Source organism: Paenibacillus sp. GCM10027626 (assembly GCF_042676285.1).
Lineage (GTDB): Bacteria > Bacillota > Bacilli > Paenibacillales > Paenibacillaceae > Paenibacillus_Z.
This window is the reverse complement of record NZ_JBHTHC010000008.1, coordinates 228,939-247,042: the sequence shown is the minus strand read 5'-3', so window position 1 is coordinate 247,042 and position 18,104 is coordinate 228,939. Positions and strand designations below refer to the sequence as shown.

Genomic DNA, 18,104 nt, shown 5'->3' with positions numbered 1-18,104 from the left:
ATCCTTAGTTATAACTACTATACATCTGTACGGCAAAATATACATTTTTATACCCGGCAACTCATAATAATGGTATGATAAGGGCTGGCATAGTAGTATGAAATACGGCAAATCGAGTAGGTGGGCAAACGAGATGGACAAGCATTCAACACGAAAGCATATTGTGCTGGTCGGTTTTATGGGAACCGGTAAGTCGACTGTCAGTCATCTGTTAGCCGAACGGCTTGGCTGCAAGGCAATTGACACGGATGCTGAACTGGAACGCCGCGAAGGACGGAAAATTCGCGATATTTTTGCCGAGCAAGGGGAAGCGGCTTTTCGTAAAATCGAAACATCGGTGCTTGGCGCTGTATTGAGCGAAAAGGAGTGCCATGTGATTGCTACCGGCGGCGGCGCTGTCCTTGCTGCAGAAAATCGCGAGCTGATGAGCTCGCATGGGCTTGTCGTTGCGCTCAAGGCGGATCCAGCATGTATAATTGAGCGGGTTGGCAAGGACGCGGCAAGACCGCTTCTGCAAGGAAATCCGGAGGTATGGGTGCCCAAGCTGCTGGAGGATCGCAAGCATGCGTACGACTTCGCCCATCTTGCGATTGAGACCGCTCCGCTTACTGCAGAACAGGTTGCTGATCAAATTTGGGAACGCTGGCAGCAGGAAGCCGGCAATTAGCGCAAAGGCTGCGTCTGATGTCAGTCGGCGCAGTTGATTATATTTAAAGGAGCTAGACGCAAACATGGATGTAATTGTAACTCCCACACCGGCATTAAAAGGTGAGATTCAGGCACTTTCTTCCAAAAACTATACGACGCGTTACTTGCTTGTAGCTGCGCTGGCAGAAGGCACCAGCACGATCTATTATCCGGCTCACAGCGAGGACAGCGATGCCATGCGCCGTTGTATCCGCGATCTAGGCGCTTTGATTGAAGAGGACGATGAGAAAATCGTCATCACGGGCTTTGGACGCAAGCCGAAAAATGTGAAGGAGCTTGATGTGGGCAATGCGGGCGCTGTCTTGCGTTTTTTGATGGCGATTGCCGCCTTGTGCGAGGATGTAACTTTTGTGAACCATTATCCGGATTCGTTAGGCAAACGTCCGCATCACGATTTGATCGATGCATTGGGACAAATCGGCGTAACGGTCACGCACCGCGAAGGCAAGCTGCCGATTACGATCCGCGGCGGACAGCCTAAAGGCGGAAAAATTCAAGTATCCGGGGCGGTCAGCTCGCAGTTTCTTAGTGCGCTGCTTTTCCTGACGCCGCTGCTTGCGGAAGACAGCGAAATAGAAGTGCTGCATGATTTGAAATCGAAGGTCGTCGTAGGCCAGACGCTCGAAGTGCTGGAGCAAGCGGGAATCGTAATCGAAGCAAGCGAAGACTTGATGCATTATCGCATTCCGGGCGGACAACAATATAAAGCGAAAGACTATGTTGTACAAGGCGACTATCCGGGATCGGCGGCTGTTCTGGCTGCTGCTGCGGTGACGAATTCCGATGTTACGATCCATCGTTTGACAGAGGACAGCAAGCAGGGTGAGCGGGCGATTATCGACGTGCTGCGGATGATGGAAGTGCCATTGACACATGAGAACGGCATTGTACGCGTTCAGGGCAACGGCAGGCTGAAGGCGGTGGAGTTTGATGGCGATAAGGCGACTGATGCGGTGCTGGCGATGGTTGCGGCAGCGGTCTTCGCTGAAGGAACCTCCCGTTTCTATGATGTGGAAAATCTGCGTTACAAAGAATGCGACCGCATTACAGATTATTTGAATGAGCTGCGCAAAGCGGGCGCCAATGTCGAGGAGCGCCGCAGCGAGATTATTGTGCACGGCCGGCCGGAAGGCGTAGAGGGCGGCGTAGAAATTAACGCCCACTACGATCACCGCGTCATTATGGCCTTGACCGTTGTCGGCTTGCGCTCCAAGCAGCCGATCCGCATCCGCGATGCGCATCATGTGGCCAAGTCTTACCCGATCTACTTTGATCATTTGCGCGCGCTTGGCGCGCAAGTTGAATGGGTGGGAGCAGAATAACGACTCTTGCGTAAAGGGAGTGAATGCCAAGATGACTTTTGAAAATCCTTCCCGCGAACAGATTAAAGCAATTTTGGAGCAGACAAACACAATTGCCGTTGTCGGTCTATCGGATGATCCCGGACGTACGTCGCATATGGTATCTCAAGCCATGCAGGCGAAAGGCTATCGCATTATCCCGGTGAATCCCAATGCTTCTGAAATTTTAGGAGAAAAATGTTACCCTTCCCTGAAAGATATTCCGGAGCCGGTAGATCTGGTCAATGTGTTCCGCCGCAGCGAGCATACTCCTCCTATAGCTGAAGAGGCTGCGGCTATCGGTGCGCGCGTGCTGTGGCTGCAGCTGGGCATCCATTCCGATGAAGCGGTGGAAATTGCCAAGCGCGGCGGCTTGCAGGTCGTGACCGACCGGTGTATCAAGGTGGAAGATTCGATCCTGCTTCCGCAAGGCAAAGCCCAATCATAGCTCCTGGCGTAAAGCCGCATCGCTACGGCGAGTAAGCTTGGCAACAATGACGGCGAACCTGCTGGTTCGCCGTTTGTCGTCAAAAGACCCCGGACGGTACGGGCCGTTTCTGCTTGCAATTTTGTCGAAAAGGAGGATTGCGTATGAATATAATGGGGCAATTGCAACAGCTCGGAAGATCGCTGATGCTGCCTATGATTGTGCTGCCTGCCGCGGCCATATTTTTAAGTTTGAGCACACTGCCTTGGGCTGATTTTGGCATGCCCGGCATGCCTTTGCATCTGCAAACTGCCGGGCAAGCTTTGTTTGCTTTTTTGCCGTATTTATTTGCATTCGGCGTGGCCATGGGCATGACCGGCAATGCAATTGCCGCCGGACTTGCCGCCTTGTCAGGCATGTTCATCTATACGAGCATCATCGGCGCCAGCCGGTTCGAATTGGAGCCGACTGTACTGACGGGTGTATTAATCGGTATTGTGACGAGTCTGTTCAATGAACGATTTAAGTCGATTCAATTGCCCGAATATATTCAATTTTTTGGCGGGCCGCGCTTTATTCCGCTTATTGTCAGCTTTTTTGCGGCTTTGTGGGGCGTCCTGATGGTTGAAATTGCCCCCAACATTCGCGACATGATGGTGCAGCTTGGTGAGGTTGTCTCATCCGGCGGCGGGTTCGGTGTCTTTCTTTTCGGCTTCGTGCTGCGGATATTAGTTGTTTTCGGGCTGCATCATCTCGTCAGTCATGTGTTCTGGTTTCAAGTAGGCGGCTACGAGCTGGCCGACGGTTCAATTATATTTGGCGACCTGCCGCGGTTTTTCGCCGGTGATCCTAGCGCAGGGGCCTTTATGGCCGGATTATATCCTACGATGATGTTTGCGCTGCCTGCCATCGCTTTTGCTATTATCCATGAGGCACGGGAGGATTTAAAACCGAAAATCCGTAAAACTTTTATGTCTGCCGCGCTCGCTTCTTTTTTGACAGGCGTAACGGAACCGGTCGAATTTGCGTTCTTGTTTGTTGCGCCTTACTTGTTTGTTGTTCATGCTTTGTTGTCAGGGCTAATGATGTGGCTCACTTACGAGCTTGGCATTCGGCACGGCTTTTCATTTTCTGCCGGAGCCATCGATTTTTTCATCAACGAGCATTTGGCGACTAAGGGCTGGCTGCTGCTTCCGATCGGCGCTGTATTTGGAGCCATTTACTATGGGCTGTTCCGCTGGGCTATTCGCAAATTCCGTATTCCGACGCCCGGACGTGAGGAAGGGTCGAGCCTTGATGAATGGGCCGGCGATATTCCTTATCGCGCCCCGCTTATTTTGCAAGCAATTGGCGGCAAGGAAAATATACAGCAAATGGAAGCCTGTATTACACGCTTAAGGCTGAAAGTAGCTAACGACCGGCAAATCGATACGAACGCCCTGAAAAATTTGGGGGCCGCTGGTGTGATCCGACTTGGTGGAGGCAACGTACAGATTGTATTCGGCACTTATTCGGAGCTGATTCGCGAAGAAATGGATAAAGCGATACGCCGCGACCAGTCGCGCGTACAGTTCAGCTCGCCTATGCAGGGACGGATGATTCCGTTGAGCGAGGTGCCAGACCCGATTTTTGCCGGCAAGCTGGTCGGGGACGGGGTTGCCTTTATACCTGATCGGGGAGAGCTTGTATCTCCAGTAAACGGCAAAGTCATTCATATTTATCCGACCATGCATGCCATCGGTTTGCGTACGCCGGAAGGTTTGGATGTACTGCTGCATATAGGTATAGATACATCGCAGCTGAAGGGCAATGGCTTTACTGCAGTAGTTGAAGAGGGGGATCAGGTCAAGCCGGGCCAACTGCTGATAAAGTTTGATCTGCCATTTATTCGGGCGGGCAGCAAATCAGTGGCGACACCGATGGTCATCACAAATTCAGATTTAATCAAATCATGGAGTTTTGCACCGTTTAAGCATGTGAAGCGTGGCCAATCATCGGTCATGTCGGTAGTCTTGAAAGAGAGAAGCGATGGAGGGGAAACGGCATGATACATGGAATTGGAGCCTCTACCGGCATTGCGATCGGCAAAGCGTTCGTACTGCCGAACTGGGAATGGGATTTGCCCGAACAAAAAATAGATGTGGCAGATCTCGCCCGCGAATTCGATCGTTTATATGAAGGCATCAAGACGAGTAAAAGTGAAATCGAACAAATGAAAGATGAGCTTCGCGAGGTTGTAGGCACAGATGAAAGCTATATTTTCGATGCGCATATTGCTATTTTGGAAGACCCTGTTTTTATGAATGAAGTGCAGGGGATTATTCAGCGGCAGTATAAAGCGGCGGAAGTGGCGGTCAAGGAAGCGATCGACCATTTTGTTACGATGTTTGACCTGCTTGATGATGAATATATGAAGGAAAGAGCGCTCGACATAAAGGATGTCGGCAATCGACTGCTTAAGCATCTGCTGGGCGCCCCGGAAATTACGCTGCCTTCCGATACAATGCCGTTTATTCTCGTCGCCCGCGAGCTATCGCCTTCACAGCTGGCGCATTTAAGCCCGAACCATGTGCTCGGCATTGTGACGCTTACAGGGAGTACGACTTCGCATTCGTCGATTATGGCCAGGGCGCTCGGCATTCCGCTCGTTATCGGAATTGAAGGGAAAATAAGCGGCGAGCTCATTCAAACCGGAGATATGCTCATTATTGACGGAGCCAAGGGTGAAGTCTACCTGGATCCGACCGACGAGCAGCTGGCCTATTATACGGAGCTGCAGCGGCGGGATCAGGAGGCCAGCCAGCGGCTGAAGGAAATTGTCGAGGTGCATTCGGTTACAATCGACGGCAAAGAATTAGAGCTGTCGGCGAATATAAGCTCATTGAAAGAATTGAACATTGCTCTGAACGGCGGGGCGAACGGGGTAGGGCTTTTCCGTACAGAGTTTTTATATATGGACCGCCAGCGGTTTCCGCGCGAGGAGGAGCAGTATGAAGTGTACCGCACCGTTGCCGAGCAATTGAACGGCAAGCCGTTAATCATTCGGACGCTTGATATTGGCGGTGACAAGCACCTTGATTATTTCGAGCTTCCGGAAGAGGATAATCCGTTTCTCGGATTCCGGGCTATTCGCATTTGTCTGGAGAAGCCGGAGCTGTTCAAAACTCAATTGCGAGCGATATTGCGGGCAAGCGCCTACGGCGATGTGAAAATTATGTATCCGCTCATTTCTTCCGTTGATGAGGTGCGGACTGCCAATTCGCTGCTGCGGGAAGTAAAGGCAGAGCTCGATAAGGAAGGGAAGCCGTACAACGAGGCGATCGACGTTGGCATTATGATCGAATTGCCGGCAGCTGTAATGTTAGCGGATTTGCTTGCTGCCGAAGTCGACTTTTTCAGCATCGGAACGAACGATCTGGTGCAGTTTACGCTTGCCGTCGACCGGATGAATGACCAGATTTCCCATATGTATGAACCGTATCATCCCGCAGTGCTGCGCATGCTGAAGACGACGGTTGACGCCGCCAAACGGGCGAATATCCATGTAGGGGTTTGCGGAGAGCTGGCGGGCGATATTCAGGCATTGCCGATCTGGCTGGCGCTCGATGTTGATGAGCTGAGTATGTCCGCCCAGTCGATATTGCCGATAAAAGAGCGGCTGCTCAGCATAACCCAGAAGGAAAGCCGGCAGCTGTTTGACAGACTGTACGCTTGCCCTACAAGCAGCGCGATTAAAGAGACGCTGCGAAGCTTTAACAGCCGATTAAGCAAGAAGCAGCCGGCTTGCCGCGATTGAAAAACGGATGGCCAGACGAGCAAGCTGAACAGTCTGGCCATCCGTTTTGTACTTATAGCATCAATCAGCCGCGCATTGCCTCAACAAAAGCCTTGGCATATGGCGGCAAATCGGGCGGCCGGCGGGCGGAGATCAGGTTGCCGTCGACGACTACGGCCTCGTCAAGCCAAATGGCGCCGGCATTTTCCATATCGTCGCGGATGCCTGGAGTGGAAGTGACGGTGCGGCCATGCAATATTTTGGCTGAGATGAGCACCCAGCCGGCATGGCAGATTTGCCCGATCGGCTTGCCCGCCTGATCTATCTCCTGAATCAATTGCAGCACTTCAGGATAGCGGCGAAGCTTGTCTGGCGCCCAGCCTCCGGGTACAAGAACGCCATCGATTTCCGCGGCCTTTAGCTCGCTGAAAGCGAGATCGGCTTTGGCTGGAACGCCGTATTTGCCAATATGTGTACGCCCCTTTTCCGGACCGGCGAACAGGACGGTTGCGCCCTCTTCCCGAACGCGGTATACAGGGTACCATAATTCCAAATCTTCAAACTCATCGTCAAGCAGGCAGATTACCTGTTTACCTTGCAAAGCAGTCATTGATTGTCCCTCCCTGAAAAAACGTATCATATCATTACTTGCAAATTCATTCTTATTGTAACGGAGGAGATTGTTATGAAGCAAATCCACTCCCCGGATTTGGCGCAAGCGGCGCGCAAAAAGCGGAGCTGGCTTCGCTTTTTGCCAGCCATCATATGGATGGCGGTCATTTTCATTTTATCATCGCGTACAGGTGACGATCTGGATTCTGTGATGCCATGGTTTCAAAAGATTTTTCCCGGTATGGAAAGCTTTGATAGCGGCCATTTTCTTGAGTATTTCATATTGGCGCTTACTTTTGATTATGCGATCGGCTCCAAAGGAGACCGGATCGTCTGGAAGGTCATTATCGTTTCTCTTTGCGCCTTGTACGGCGTTAGCGACGAGTTTCATCAATCCTTCGTACCGCGGCGTTCTCCCGATATTAATGATGTGCGCAATGATGCGATCGGAGCCGCCCTTGCCGTCATTGTAATCGCGATTCCGCCAATTCGTAAATTTTGGCGAAAGCTGGCGTCTTAAGGCGAATCATGCAAAAATTACAATGCCGCTGCAAGAAGGACTTTCAGCAGAATAGGTCGAATACGTATCGTCAAGCGCCGTTTTTATCCTTGCAGGTAGGAAGGTTGCTTGCAGAAGAACCGACTAACGCGATCGTAGCGCGGAAGCAGGTTTCTTCCCTGACAAATATAGGTTGAGCATTCCTATATTTCAACAGAAGGAGTGGGCCATTTTGCAAAAACGTTGTCCTTGCGGGCAGTTGATGACGATGAAGCTGCGAACCGTCATCTATTCCGGGAAGGTAGAAATCGATAATGTACCGATTTATTCATGCGAGTCATGCAATCGCAGCGAAGTGTATCCGGAAGTGAAGCCGGACCTGACAGGATTGATCGGCAAGCTGGGGGCGGAACCGGGAAAACAAACTTATCTGTTTAACGAATGGAATGAATGGGCAGATTTGTTAGTAGAAGCATATCAGGCTCGCAAAAGTACAGATGCGACAATCGTGAAGCCGATGATTGAAGAGCGCATCAACACGCTCTTGGATTTGTATACGATTGCGCAATCAGTTAATGATGAACAATGGATTGCAGATATACATAAGCGTTTGACTCAACTTAGTCGCTGCGAAATACAGCCTTGAAAAGGGCGGTAGTTGCTCGAAATTAGACGTGCATCCTGGGAATCATTGCGAAAAGTAATATTTTGTCGTATCATAAACGATAAAGTAATGCGGAGCGAGACCTGAAAATTTGAGCTAATGGAGAGAAGGCCGTGACGGTAACCATTTATGACGTAGCTAGAGAAGCCGGAGTTTCGATGGCGACTGTGTCGCGGGTTGTCAATAACAACCCTAATGTCAAACCCCAGACAAGGAAGAAAGTATTTGAAGCGATTGAACGACTTGGCTATCGTCCAAACGCAGTCGCGCGTGGATTGGCGAGCAAAAAAACAACCACTGTAGGTGTCGTCATCCCCGATATTTCAAATACAATTTTTTCGGAAGTTGCACGCGGTATTGAAGATATCGCCAACATGTATCACTACAACATTATTTTGTGTAATGCGGACAAGAAGAAGGACAAGGAGATTCGCGTTATTAACACCCTGCTGGAGAAGCAGGTGGACGGCCTGCTCTTTATGGGCGGCGCAGTGACGGACGAGCATATGCAAGCTTTCCGTACGGCGAATGTACCGATTGTTCTTTGCGCAACAACAGAGGAGAAGGGAGAAATTCCTTCGGTCGACATCGATCACGAGGCTGCCGCATTTGATGCGGTTAATGAGCTGATTAAGCAAGGGCACAAGCAGATTGCTATGATAAGCGGCACGCTGCAGGACCCTGCCAACGGCTATGCGCGTTTCCAAGGGTATAAGCGCGCGCTCGAGACTGCCGGATTAACCTATGACGAGAACCTGGTGCGTATGGGGAATTACCGCTATGAATCAGGCGTTGAGGCGATGAAGTATTTCCTTGGCTTGTCCAGTCGCCCAACAGCGGTGTTCTCCGCGAATGATGAGATGGCCATTGGCGCGATTCATTGCATACAGGATGCCGGGATTTCCGTGCCGAAGGATATTTCGGTCATCAGTGTCGACAACAGCCGTATGGCTTCGATGGTTCGTCCGCAATTGTCGTCCGTTGCCCAGCCTATGTATGATATCGGAGCGGTATCGATGCGCTTGCTGACAAAATTGATGAAGAAGGAAGCTGTTGAACAGGCAAAAGTAGTCTTGCCGCATGAAATTGTTCTTCGTCAATCAGTAGGTTCGGTGTAATGACGGCAACGTATGGCAAGATTGGTATTGTAGGTGCAATGGTTGAGGAGATTGAACTGCTGCATAAGCATGTCAAGAAGAGCGCTTCTTTCGTTAAGGCTGGCATCGAGTACGTGGAAGGCACGCTGCATGGCCGCGAGGTCATCTTCTGCAAGTCGGGCGTAGGCAAAGTGAATGCCGCTGTCTGCACGCAGTTATTGATCGATGCTGGCGTGGACTGCGTCCTTTTTACCGGGGTGGCGGGAGCGCTAAGCCCGAATTTGAACATCGGCGATATTGTCGTCTCTACGACATGCATCCAACATGACATGGATTGTACGCCGCTTGGATTTGCGCGCGGACAAATTCCGTATCAGGATGTTTGGAAGTTTGAAGCGGATAAGCAGATCGCCGCATTGGCGATTGATGCTTGCCATCGTCTGTTTCCGGGACGCGGCGTGGCCGGAACAATCCTGTCGGGCGATCAGTTTATAGCTTCGCGGGAGACGGTTCGTCTTCTGCACAAGGAGCTTGGCGGCGCTTGTACAGAGATGGAAGGGGCGGCGCTGGCTCAGGTATGCGCGATGAACGGCATTCCATTTGTCGTGATCCGCGCGATGTCGGATAAGGCGGATGGATCAGCGCATATTAATTTCGCCGAGTTTACAGTCGAAGCGGCGGTAAACTCGCATCGCATTATCGAGGATATGCTGCAGCATATGCCTTGAATAGATTTAAAAAAGGATCAGAGAGCGAAAGCTCTTCTGGTCCTTTTTGATTTTTATAGAAATTATAAATCAACTTTCGTGGCACGAAAAAGACAGGTATCCCTTGATGTAGTGAGGTAACCCCGAATTGGATGAGTGGAAAAGGCGCTCAAATGTTGCAGTTTGTGCAACAAGTCGATTGGAGGAAGGAGGTATGCTCCAAATTGTTGTATGATATGCAGGCCTGTTGATTTACCACATTATGGGTTGTTAAAGGTTAAAAAAGGGGGCGGCGCCCCCTGATGCTGCATCCGGCAAGCTACATCTCTTGGACAGCCAGCTTGACCGTGTGACGATTGCGTTCCTCGATTTCACTTCGGCGCGGTATTGCCATCCAGCCCGAAGTATCATCAAGCCAGTAGCTGGGCAGCGGATCCGGGCTAAGGCTGTGCCACCGGTCAACCCATGATGCCGGGAGCGCCTCATTGACGCCAGGAAGGGCGAGACGGGATGCGATAGGGTGGTCGGTCATCTCCAGCCATACAAGCGCCCAGGCGCGCGGTACGACGCGCCAAATATCGTATCCGCCTCCGCCGACGGCTACCCAGCGGCCATTTGTAAATTGATGAGCCAATTTGTGAATGATTGCCGGCATAGCCTGATAAATACGCATGCTGCAGTGTATATGGGACAGCGGATCGAAGGCATGCGCATCGCATCCGTGCTGGCTGACAATGATGTCCGGCTTGAAGGCGGCAGCGACCTTTGTAATAGAATGCTCGAAGCTTTCAAGCCAGGAATCGTCCTCCGTGTAAGGCTCTACCGGAACATTGACCGTCGCTCCAAGCCCGTGCTCGTTGCCGCGCTCATAAACAAAGCCGGTGCCGGGAAACAAATACTTGCCTGTCTCATGAATCGAGTAAGTGCAGATGTCAGGATCGGTATAAAATGACCATTGCACGCCGTCCCCATGATGGACATCTGTGTCGATGTACAATACGCGGGCCCCGTAGCGGTGCCGAATTTGCTCAATGGCAATTGCGGCATCGTTATAGATGCAAAAGCCGGAGCCGTGCCCAGGGAAGGCGTGATGCAGTCCGCCGGCCATATGATAGGCATGCTGGGCTTGACCGGACATGACGAGGTCGGCAGCCAGCACCGATCCGCCGGCGATAGCCGCGGCAGCATTATGCATGCCTGGGAAAAAAGGCGTGTCTTCGGTCCGCAAGCCATAACGATCCGCTTGCTGCAGCCATTCCGCTGGCGGCTCGTCCTTGCTGAGCTGACGGACGGCATCAATATAATCCTGCCGATGAATTAGTGCGATTATATCATCGGCAGCCGTCTCCGGTACGATGAGATCGCCGGGAGACAATGCGCCGACCTTGTGCAGCAAATCTAGCGAAAGGGTGATTCGTTGCGGATCAAAGGGGTGGCTCTCGTTAAACTGGTACCGGGCCGAACCCGGATGATGAATAAATACGGCATTTGCCGTCATTGGTCCTCATCGTCCTTCCTTTCTAATACATAAACCGTTGTCTGAAGCGTACGCGGTCGAATTGCTCGATCGATGAGAGCGGGACCTCCTTGCCGATCCGGACCATAAGGCAATTGGCCGGATGAGCGCAAATTTCCGGATCATCGGTGGCGTACCAGATCATATCGACGGATTGCATCAGTTTCTCCATCATGGAACGGTAATCCCAGACACTCAGCTTCGTACCTTCCAAATCCCAGTGCCAGTAATACTCGGTCGTATACACAATAGCATTTTCCAGCTGACCGCCCGCAAAGGCAATGCGGATCATGCGTTTGCCCAGTCCTAGCGAGCGGTAATCATCCGCTACTTCAATAGCGCCAAGCTCAATTAGATCATCCATTCCCCCCTCAGACCAACGCTCCAATTCATCGGGGTAATGGAAAGTGACATAGCCGACGATCGTATCGCCGTCGTATGCAGCGATAATCCGTCCTTCCTCCAGTTCAGAAATTTCGATCAGCGCTTTGTGCTGATCGTCAGGTCTGCGGAAGGCATCGAGATCGGGGTGCAAGCGAAGCCGTGCCAATACATCGGCAGGGATCGGCCCCTCAATAACGATTTCACGCCCTTCATACGGCAGGCGTTCCGTATGCATGATTTTGCGATGTTCCAATTGCATGACTCCTTTCGAGGTCTACTCTACTTATAGCATTAATTTCTCTTTATGAAAAGAATGGATGAATTGCGGTAAGCTGTGATATAATATGAAAGCGTATTCGTTTAGGAGGCGTTTTTCCGTATGGTTCCAAACTAAATCGTCGCTGGGCAAATAAGCCAAGCGTCAGGCGCAAGCCGAATCAGACACGGCTTTACAATGGGTAGGAGGATGATGAGTATGGCAGACATGCATCAAGAACGGATTCCGGCAATGGTATCCGGCTCCAACATGGCAAGCTATGAAGAGACGTGCAAGGATTTTAGCTTCACAGAGATTGAAAGACATTTTTCGTGGTTTAATACGGGGAAAGTCAACATTGCCTATGAAGCGATCGACCGGCATGTGGAACAGGGACGTGGCGGGAACATCGCACTCCATTATAGCGACGGCCAGCGAGATGAATCGTATACTTACGAGCAAATGTCCAAGCAGTCCAATCGTTTTGCGAACGTACTGCGCAACAAAGGTCTAGGCAAGGGCGATCGGATTTTCATCTTTATGCCTCGTTCGCCGGAGCTCTATTTCAGCTTGCTGGGCGCATTAAAGATCGGCGCGATCGTCGGTCCGTTGTTTGAAGCCTTTATGGAGACAGCGGTTAAAGACCGGCTGCTCGACAGCGGGGCTTCTGCTATCGTGACAACGCCTGCCCTGCTTCCGCGCATCTTGCGTAACGAGCTGCCGGACTTGAAGCAAATTATTGTCGTTGGCGATAATGTGCCGCAAGAAGAAGGAATTATCGATTTCAACGCTGAGATGGCAGCGGTTTCCGACGAGACTGAAATTGAATGGGTGGACCGCGAGGACGGTATGCTGATTCACTACACGTCAGGCTCTACCGGCAAGCCTAAAGGCATATTCCATGTTCATAATGCGATGATTCAACAGTATTTTACCGGCCGCATCGTGCTCGATCTGAAGCCAGGCGACGTGTTTTGGTGTACGGCCGACCCGGGATGGGTTACAGGAACTTCTTACGGGATTTTTGCTCCGTGGCTCAATGGCGTAACGAACGTCGTGCGCGGCGGACGCTTCAGCCCGCAGGATTGGTACAACACCTTGCAAAAATATAAAGTTACAGTCTGGTACAGCGCGCCGACTGCATTCCGTATGCTGATGGGCGCAGGCGACGATGTAGTGAAAGAATTCGATCTCAGCAGCCTGCGTCATGTACTGAGCGTTGGCGAGCCGCTGAATCCGGAGGTCGTGCGTTGGGGCATGAAGGTGTACAACCACCGCATTCATGATACATGGTGGATGACGGAGACAGGAGCGCAGCTTATTTGTAACTATCCGTGCATGGATATTAAGCCAGGATCGATGGGACGCCCGATTCCAGGCGTGCAAGCGGCGATTATTGATGATGCAGGCAATATTTTGCCGCCATACCGCATGGGCAATTTGGCGATCAAGACACCGTGGCCTTCGATGATGCGTAAGGTATGGAATAATCCTGCGAAATTCGAAGAGTATTTCCGTATCCCCGGCTGGTATATTTCAGGCGACTCCGCTTATATCGATGAGGATGGCTACTTCTGGTTCCAAGGACGAATCGATGATGTCATCAATACGGCTGGCGAACGGGTTGGCCCGTTCGAGGTTGAGAGCAAGCTGGTTGAGCATCCTGCAGTTGCAGAGGCGGGCGTAATCGGCAAGCCTGACCCGATGCGCGGCGAGATTATTAAAGCCTTTGTAGCGCTGCGTGAAGGATTTGAGCCTTCCGAAGAGCTGAAAGCGGATATTGCTAAATTTGTCAAGGTAGGGTTGTCTGCGCATGCTGCGCCGCGTGAAATTGAGTTCAAAGACAAACTGCCTAAGACCCGCAGCGGTAAAATTATGCGCCGGGTATTGAAAGCCTGGGAGCTTAATCTGCCAACAGGCGACTTGTCCACGATTGAGGACTAATACCGATTTGTTAACTCGTTATAAAAGAACCCTCGAGCCTCGCTCCACTATAAGGAGCGGATCCCTCGAGGGTTCTTTTCAATGTAAAATAAGCGAGGTACAAGTGTTACCTTATACTCTCGCTTATATTTGTTAGGGAAGAAACTTGCCGCGCCAAAGGCGGCGTCAGTCGGTTCTCCTAGAGCTATGAAATTGGAACTGTAGCTGACGAATCGGACTGTCCGCTGGCATTGACTGCTTTCACGCGGAAGGAGCCGGTAGTCTTATTCGTGATATATTCAATCTTTGTGTTGGAGGTTTTGGCTATCTCTTTATACTTGCCGCTGCCATCACTGAAATAAACGATGTAACTGGTTACCTTCTCAGCTGCGCTGTTAGCGCTCCAGGAGAGGCGATAGCCTTGCTCAGTGGCAGTAACCGATACTGCCGCAGGAGCTGAAGGCGCAGACAGCTCGGCTTGATTAGAGCTGTCTGTGCCGCTGCCGTTTGCTGCCGGCGGCTCGCTTGTTTCCGGACCGGTTCCTTCATTTCCCTGCCCAGGCTGCTGCTGCCCAATGCCTGACACCGGCGGCGGAACCGTCTCTTCCGGATTGTCCGGAGGCGGCGGCGCTGCCCCTACAATAGCGCTTGGGGCGGATTCGCGCCCTGCAACGTCAACAGCAGTCACATAGTAGGTATAGCCGTTCGCACTAACCTCTTCTGTAAATTGCGTCCCTTCGCCGGCAAGGATAGAGGATCCGACTTTGGCGTAGCCGGATTGATTCAAGGAGCGGTACAAACGGTAACCGACAACATCATTTTCCGGAGAGCTGGAAAATGTCACCCGAGAAGTGCCATTACTCTGATCAAACCTTACATTCGCTGGCGGAGAAGGCGCACGGCCATCGTCGCCGCGAGGATCGATTTTGCTTGGCGCATCTTTGCCGGCATCCCTCGGCAAGTAATAGTCTAATGAGCGTCTGCTCGATCCCGGCATTTTCACTTGCGCGGCGGCTATTTCCTGCATCAATATATCCAACGGCTTATCGCGTTTGATGACAATTTGCTTCCGCACCATATCCGAAGGCGTAGAAGCTTGCGGAATATAGTTAACACCGTTGTACGTAATGTAGGACATGCTCATAAGTGCATCGTCATATTCGGTAGGCACATATTTTTTGTTGAAATAATCATATACGGTTCTGCCCATTTGTCTGGTCAAATCTGTCGGCAGCTTGCCGCTGACACCGGACACAGATGCCTGAACGATGCCGTCGGGCTTTTTGAACTCTTTGGTCAGGAAGAGCTCCGGCTTGGCGTCCGTCACCTGGCTCATAATGAGCGACCAAATTTTCCGCGCGCGCGCGCGGCCATTTTCCGTTAATGTGTTGGCCTGCTTTTCATAACCGGCCCATACCCCCAGAGTCAGGTCGGGGGAGTAGCCCATAAACCATACATCGCCATAGTCTTGTGTGGAGCCTGTTTTGCCGACAACTGGAATTTTGCCGTAGTTTTTAAATTCCGACCGCACCTTATTGCCGGTACCTCTGCCGTCAGCGATGACCGTGCGCAGCATATCGGTCATAAGGAAGGAGGTTTGCTCCGAAAATACGCGTGTAGGCTTCTTATCGTACTTATAGACGACATTGTCGCGGGAATCGGTAATCAGACTGATCATATAAGCGTCATTAAAGACGCCGTTGTTTGCAATAGCGCCGTAGGCATTCGTCAGCTCCTCGACTGAGACGCCAATGCTTAAGCCGCCGATAACGCCCGTCTGCGCGTAATCATCTTCAGGCCTGATTGTCGTAATTCCTAATTTGCGTACAAACTTCCATGCTTCCGGGATTGTTACCTTATCCAGAAAAACTTTAAGCGCCGGCAGGTTAAGGGAGCGATTAAGCGCCTCCCGCGCTGTAACAAGACCGGAATAATAGCCGTTCGCGTTTTTTGGGATGTGGAAGCCTTTCTGGCCGTCTTTCAATATAATTGGCGCATCGTCCAAAATGCTTGCAGGCTGTACAAGCCCTTTCTCGATCGCCGGCAAATATGCGGCGATTGTCTTCATCGTAGAGCCGGGCTGTCTGGTCATCTGCGTAGCATAGTTCATTTGTTCAACATAGAAGTCGCGGCCTTCCAGCATGCCGATGATTGCCCCTGTTTTATGATCAAGCATGACAGCAGCGATTTGCTCGATGCCCTTTTCTTTACTGTCCGGCGTAAAATTCTCCGGATTGCTGCCAATTTCGTGCATGATATTATACACTCTTTTATCGATGGTTGTATAAATCTTGTATCCGCCGCGCAGCAGCTGCTCGCGGGCTTCGGCCAGCAACGGCGCATTTTCTTTTTTGCGCACATCAGACGGCGACAGATTAGGATATTTCTGCCGGACCAAAATTTCTGCTGCTTGCCGCTCTGCCTCCAACATCAAATAAGGATATGTAGTATATGCTTTCTGTGTCGGGCGTGCGAGCGAAGCTTTAATATCAAATTTGAGCGCCTCATCATATTGCGCCTTCGTAATGCGTTCTGTCTCCAGCATACGGCTCAGTACGATTTTTTGCCTCTCCATCGCCAGCGTGAAGCCTTTCTCATTAAATTTGCCTTTGTTGTTAAAAGCGGTATAGGCGGAAGGGCGCTGCGGTAAACCGGCCAAATATGCCGCTTGGGCAATGCTTAATTTATTCAGATCAGAGATATTGAAAATTCCTTTGGCTGCAGCTTTGATCCCGTACACATTGTAGCCGTTAGCGCCTGTGCCGAATTGCACCTTGTTCAGGTATGCCGTCAAAATTTCTGGTTTGGTCAAATAGCGTTCAAGCCGGAGCGACAGGAAAATTTCTTTTACCTTACGGGCATCCGTCTTGTCCAGGCTTAGAAAGACCTGGCGCGCCAATTGCTGCGTCAGCGTACTCCCGCCGGTCTGCGTCCCTTCGTTGAGCAGCCTTTCTTTTACTGCCCGGCCAAGTCCATTCATATCAATTCCGATATGATCATAAAAATTGTTATCCTCAGTTGCGAGTACAGCGTCGATAACAAATGAAGGGATGTCCTTCATCTCGATGAGCCTGCGGTCTTCTTCTGTACGCAATTGTCCGACAGGCGTCAGGCCGTCATTAAAATAAACAAATCCGGTAATGGCATTTTCATTCATTTTTTCATTAATTTCAGCTTGGGAGCGAATCGGATCGTCTTTGACGAAAGAAGCGACATAGCCCGTGACGGCGCCGCCTGCGAACAGTCCGCCCAATATAACAAAAATGATTAGCCACTTAATGGTTAAGAGCATTACGAGACCGGCGGTGCGCCATCGACTGTATCCACCGGAGTCCTGCTCGTGTTGATCTTCCATAACGTTATACTCCTCCTCTGATAATCAGAGTTATTATAGCATAAAACGCCAAATCAGAGCTGAAGATTTTCTTCGATTTTTCACGGAAAAATGCTACTTTGGACTAGGTTTCAACGAAAAGGGGCGCTTTATTCACTTTTACGGCTTTCTTTACTAGGCTGGGAAGAAGAAAATAAGTGGACAAAATGTGACGAAAAAGTGTAAAATTTGTGAAACTTAACGCATGTGCCAACGTATTGTTTATTGTAAAGTTGTTAGATTAGGCGAAGCGATTTGATGAAGGGGGAGGAGGCATGGAGGCGTTATTTATCGCCTGCTTGGCAGGCGGAATTTTATTTGCAGTAGTCAGCGTTATATTTGGCGATTGGCTGAGCGTGGCACTGGACGGGGCTTTGGACTTTCTTTCATTGGAAAATCATCAATGGCTGCAGCCGACAGCGCTTGTCGGAGCGATTACGGTGTTTGGCGGAGCGGGCTTGCTGCTGTACCGCTACAGTTCGTTTGCTGCATGGACGATTATTGTACTCTCGGTGCTAATTGGCATCGTAGCTGGCGCGGGCGTGTACTTTTTGTATATACGTCCGATGGAGCAAAGCGAGAACTCTACCGCCTACTCGATGAAAGATTTGTCAGGTGCATTAGCGGAAGTGCTGGTGCCGATTCCGGCAACGGGGTACGGTGAAGTGCTGGTGAAGGTTGGCGCCGGACATACGAACCAGATCGCCGCAAGCTATGAAGCGGTCGCCATTGCAGACGGAGCGCGGGTCGTTGTGGTGGAAATCAAGGATGGCGTGCTGCTGGTTTCTCCCGTAGAAATCTAGCGGCGCCTGATAAGTGAGAG

At 51.0% G+C, this 18,104-nt stretch carries 15 protein-coding genes; 11 read left to right on the top strand and 4 right to left on the bottom strand.

Translation table 11 applies throughout. The features are described 5' to 3' along the window. Positions 1 to 133: 133 nt before the first annotated feature. From ACFQ0N_RS17485 to ptsP, 5 genes are all read left to right on the top strand, one after another. Positions 134 to 667, top strand: a complete 534-nt coding sequence (locus ACFQ0N_RS17485; RefSeq protein ID WP_379328393.1) for a shikimate kinase — start codon at positions 134 to 136, stop codon at positions 665 to 667. A 64-nt stretch (positions 668 to 731) separates the two neighbouring features. Next, complete coding sequence (aroA, locus tag ACFQ0N_RS17480; protein ID WP_379328391.1) at positions 732 to 2,030, top strand: 3-phosphoshikimate 1-carboxyvinyltransferase; 1,299 nt, start codon at positions 732 to 734, stop codon at positions 2,028 to 2,030. 31 nt (positions 2,031 to 2,061) lie between these two features. Continuing rightward, complete coding sequence (locus ACFQ0N_RS17475; RefSeq protein WP_379328389.1) at positions 2,062 to 2,496, top strand: CoA-binding protein; 435 nt, start codon at positions 2,062 to 2,064, stop codon at positions 2,494 to 2,496. Positions 2,497 to 2,639: 143 nt separating this feature from the next. Beyond that, complete coding sequence (locus ACFQ0N_RS17470; RefSeq protein ID WP_379328387.1) at positions 2,640 to 4,523, top strand: glucose PTS transporter subunit IIA; 1,884 nt, start codon at positions 2,640 to 2,642, stop codon at positions 4,521 to 4,523. Continuing rightward, the gene (gene ptsP / locus ACFQ0N_RS17465; protein ID WP_379328385.1) at positions 4,520 to 6,271 is read left to right on the top strand and encodes a phosphoenolpyruvate--protein phosphotransferase; all 1,752 of its coding nucleotides are present in this window, start codon (positions 4,520 to 4,522) and stop codon (positions 6,269 to 6,271) included. The genes ACFQ0N_RS17470 and ptsP overlap by 4 nt, the downstream gene beginning before the upstream one ends. Positions 6,272 to 6,335: 64 nt before the next feature. Here ptsP and ACFQ0N_RS17460 read toward each other — a convergent pair whose 3' ends face one another. Continuing rightward, positions 6,336 to 6,860, bottom strand: a complete 525-nt coding sequence (locus tag ACFQ0N_RS17460; protein WP_379328383.1) for a type 1 glutamine amidotransferase domain-containing protein — start codon at positions 6,858 to 6,860, stop codon at positions 6,336 to 6,338. Positions 6,861 to 6,935: 75 nt separating this feature from the next. Between ACFQ0N_RS17460 and ACFQ0N_RS17455 the strand changes: the two genes are divergently transcribed. The 4 genes from ACFQ0N_RS17455 to ACFQ0N_RS17440 all read left to right on the top strand — a co-directional run bounded on the left by ACFQ0N_RS17455 (position 6,936) and on the right by ACFQ0N_RS17440 (position 9,850). Further along, complete coding sequence (locus tag ACFQ0N_RS17455; RefSeq protein ID WP_379328381.1) at positions 6,936 to 7,382, top strand: VanZ family protein; 447 nt, start codon at positions 6,936 to 6,938, stop codon at positions 7,380 to 7,382. A gap of 211 nt (positions 7,383 to 7,593) precedes the next feature. Then, entirely contained in the window at positions 7,594 to 8,007 is a 414-nt protein-coding gene (locus ACFQ0N_RS17450; RefSeq protein WP_379328379.1) for a hypothetical protein, read from the top strand. A gap of 131 nt (positions 8,008 to 8,138) precedes the next feature. After that, on the top strand, positions 8,139 to 9,143 hold the full coding sequence (gene ccpA / locus ACFQ0N_RS17445; RefSeq protein WP_379328377.1) for a catabolite control protein A: 1,005 nt from the start codon (positions 8,139 to 8,141) through the stop codon (positions 9,141 to 9,143). Next, positions 9,143 to 9,850 carry a 5'-methylthioadenosine/adenosylhomocysteine nucleosidase gene (locus tag ACFQ0N_RS17440; RefSeq protein ID WP_379328375.1) on the top strand — a complete coding sequence of 236 codons (708 nt, stop codon included), beginning with the start codon at positions 9,143 to 9,145 and terminating at the stop codon, positions 9,848 to 9,850. The genes ccpA and ACFQ0N_RS17440 overlap by 1 nt, the downstream gene beginning before the upstream one ends. Before the next feature lie 298 nt (positions 9,851 to 10,148). On the opposite strand, the gene ACFQ0N_RS17435 is transcribed toward ACFQ0N_RS17440, so the two are convergent. Next, on the bottom strand, positions 10,149 to 11,327 hold the full coding sequence (locus ACFQ0N_RS17435; protein ID WP_379328373.1) for an acetoin utilization protein AcuC: 1,179 nt from the start codon (positions 11,325 to 11,327) through the stop codon (positions 10,149 to 10,151). Positions 11,328 to 11,349: 22 nt separating this feature from the next. Continuing rightward, positions 11,350 to 11,982 (bottom strand): GNAT family N-acetyltransferase, encoded by a 633-nt coding sequence (locus ACFQ0N_RS17430; RefSeq protein ID WP_379328371.1) that lies wholly within the window; start codon positions 11,980 to 11,982, stop codon positions 11,350 to 11,352. A 222-nt stretch (positions 11,983 to 12,204) separates the two neighbouring features. Between ACFQ0N_RS17430 and acsA the strand changes: the two genes are divergently transcribed. Then, complete coding sequence (gene acsA, locus ACFQ0N_RS17425) at positions 12,205 to 13,929, top strand: acetate--CoA ligase (protein ID WP_379328369.1); 1,725 nt, start codon at positions 12,205 to 12,207, stop codon at positions 13,927 to 13,929. A 184-nt stretch (positions 13,930 to 14,113) separates the two neighbouring features. On the opposite strand, the gene ACFQ0N_RS17420 is transcribed toward acsA, so the two are convergent. After that, positions 14,114 to 17,263 carry a transglycosylase domain-containing protein gene (locus ACFQ0N_RS17420; RefSeq protein WP_379328367.1) on the bottom strand — a complete coding sequence of 1,050 codons (3,150 nt, stop codon included), beginning with the start codon at positions 17,261 to 17,263 and terminating at the stop codon, positions 14,114 to 14,116. A 293-nt stretch (positions 17,264 to 17,556) separates the two neighbouring features. Here ACFQ0N_RS17420 and ACFQ0N_RS17415 point away from each other — a divergent pair, with 293 nt between their 5' ends. Further along, positions 17,557 to 18,084 carry an NfeD family membrane protein gene (locus tag ACFQ0N_RS17415; protein ID WP_379328365.1) on the top strand — a complete coding sequence of 176 codons (528 nt, stop codon included), beginning with the start codon at positions 17,557 to 17,559 and terminating at the stop codon, positions 18,082 to 18,084. Positions 18,085 to 18,104: the final 20 nt, after the last annotated feature.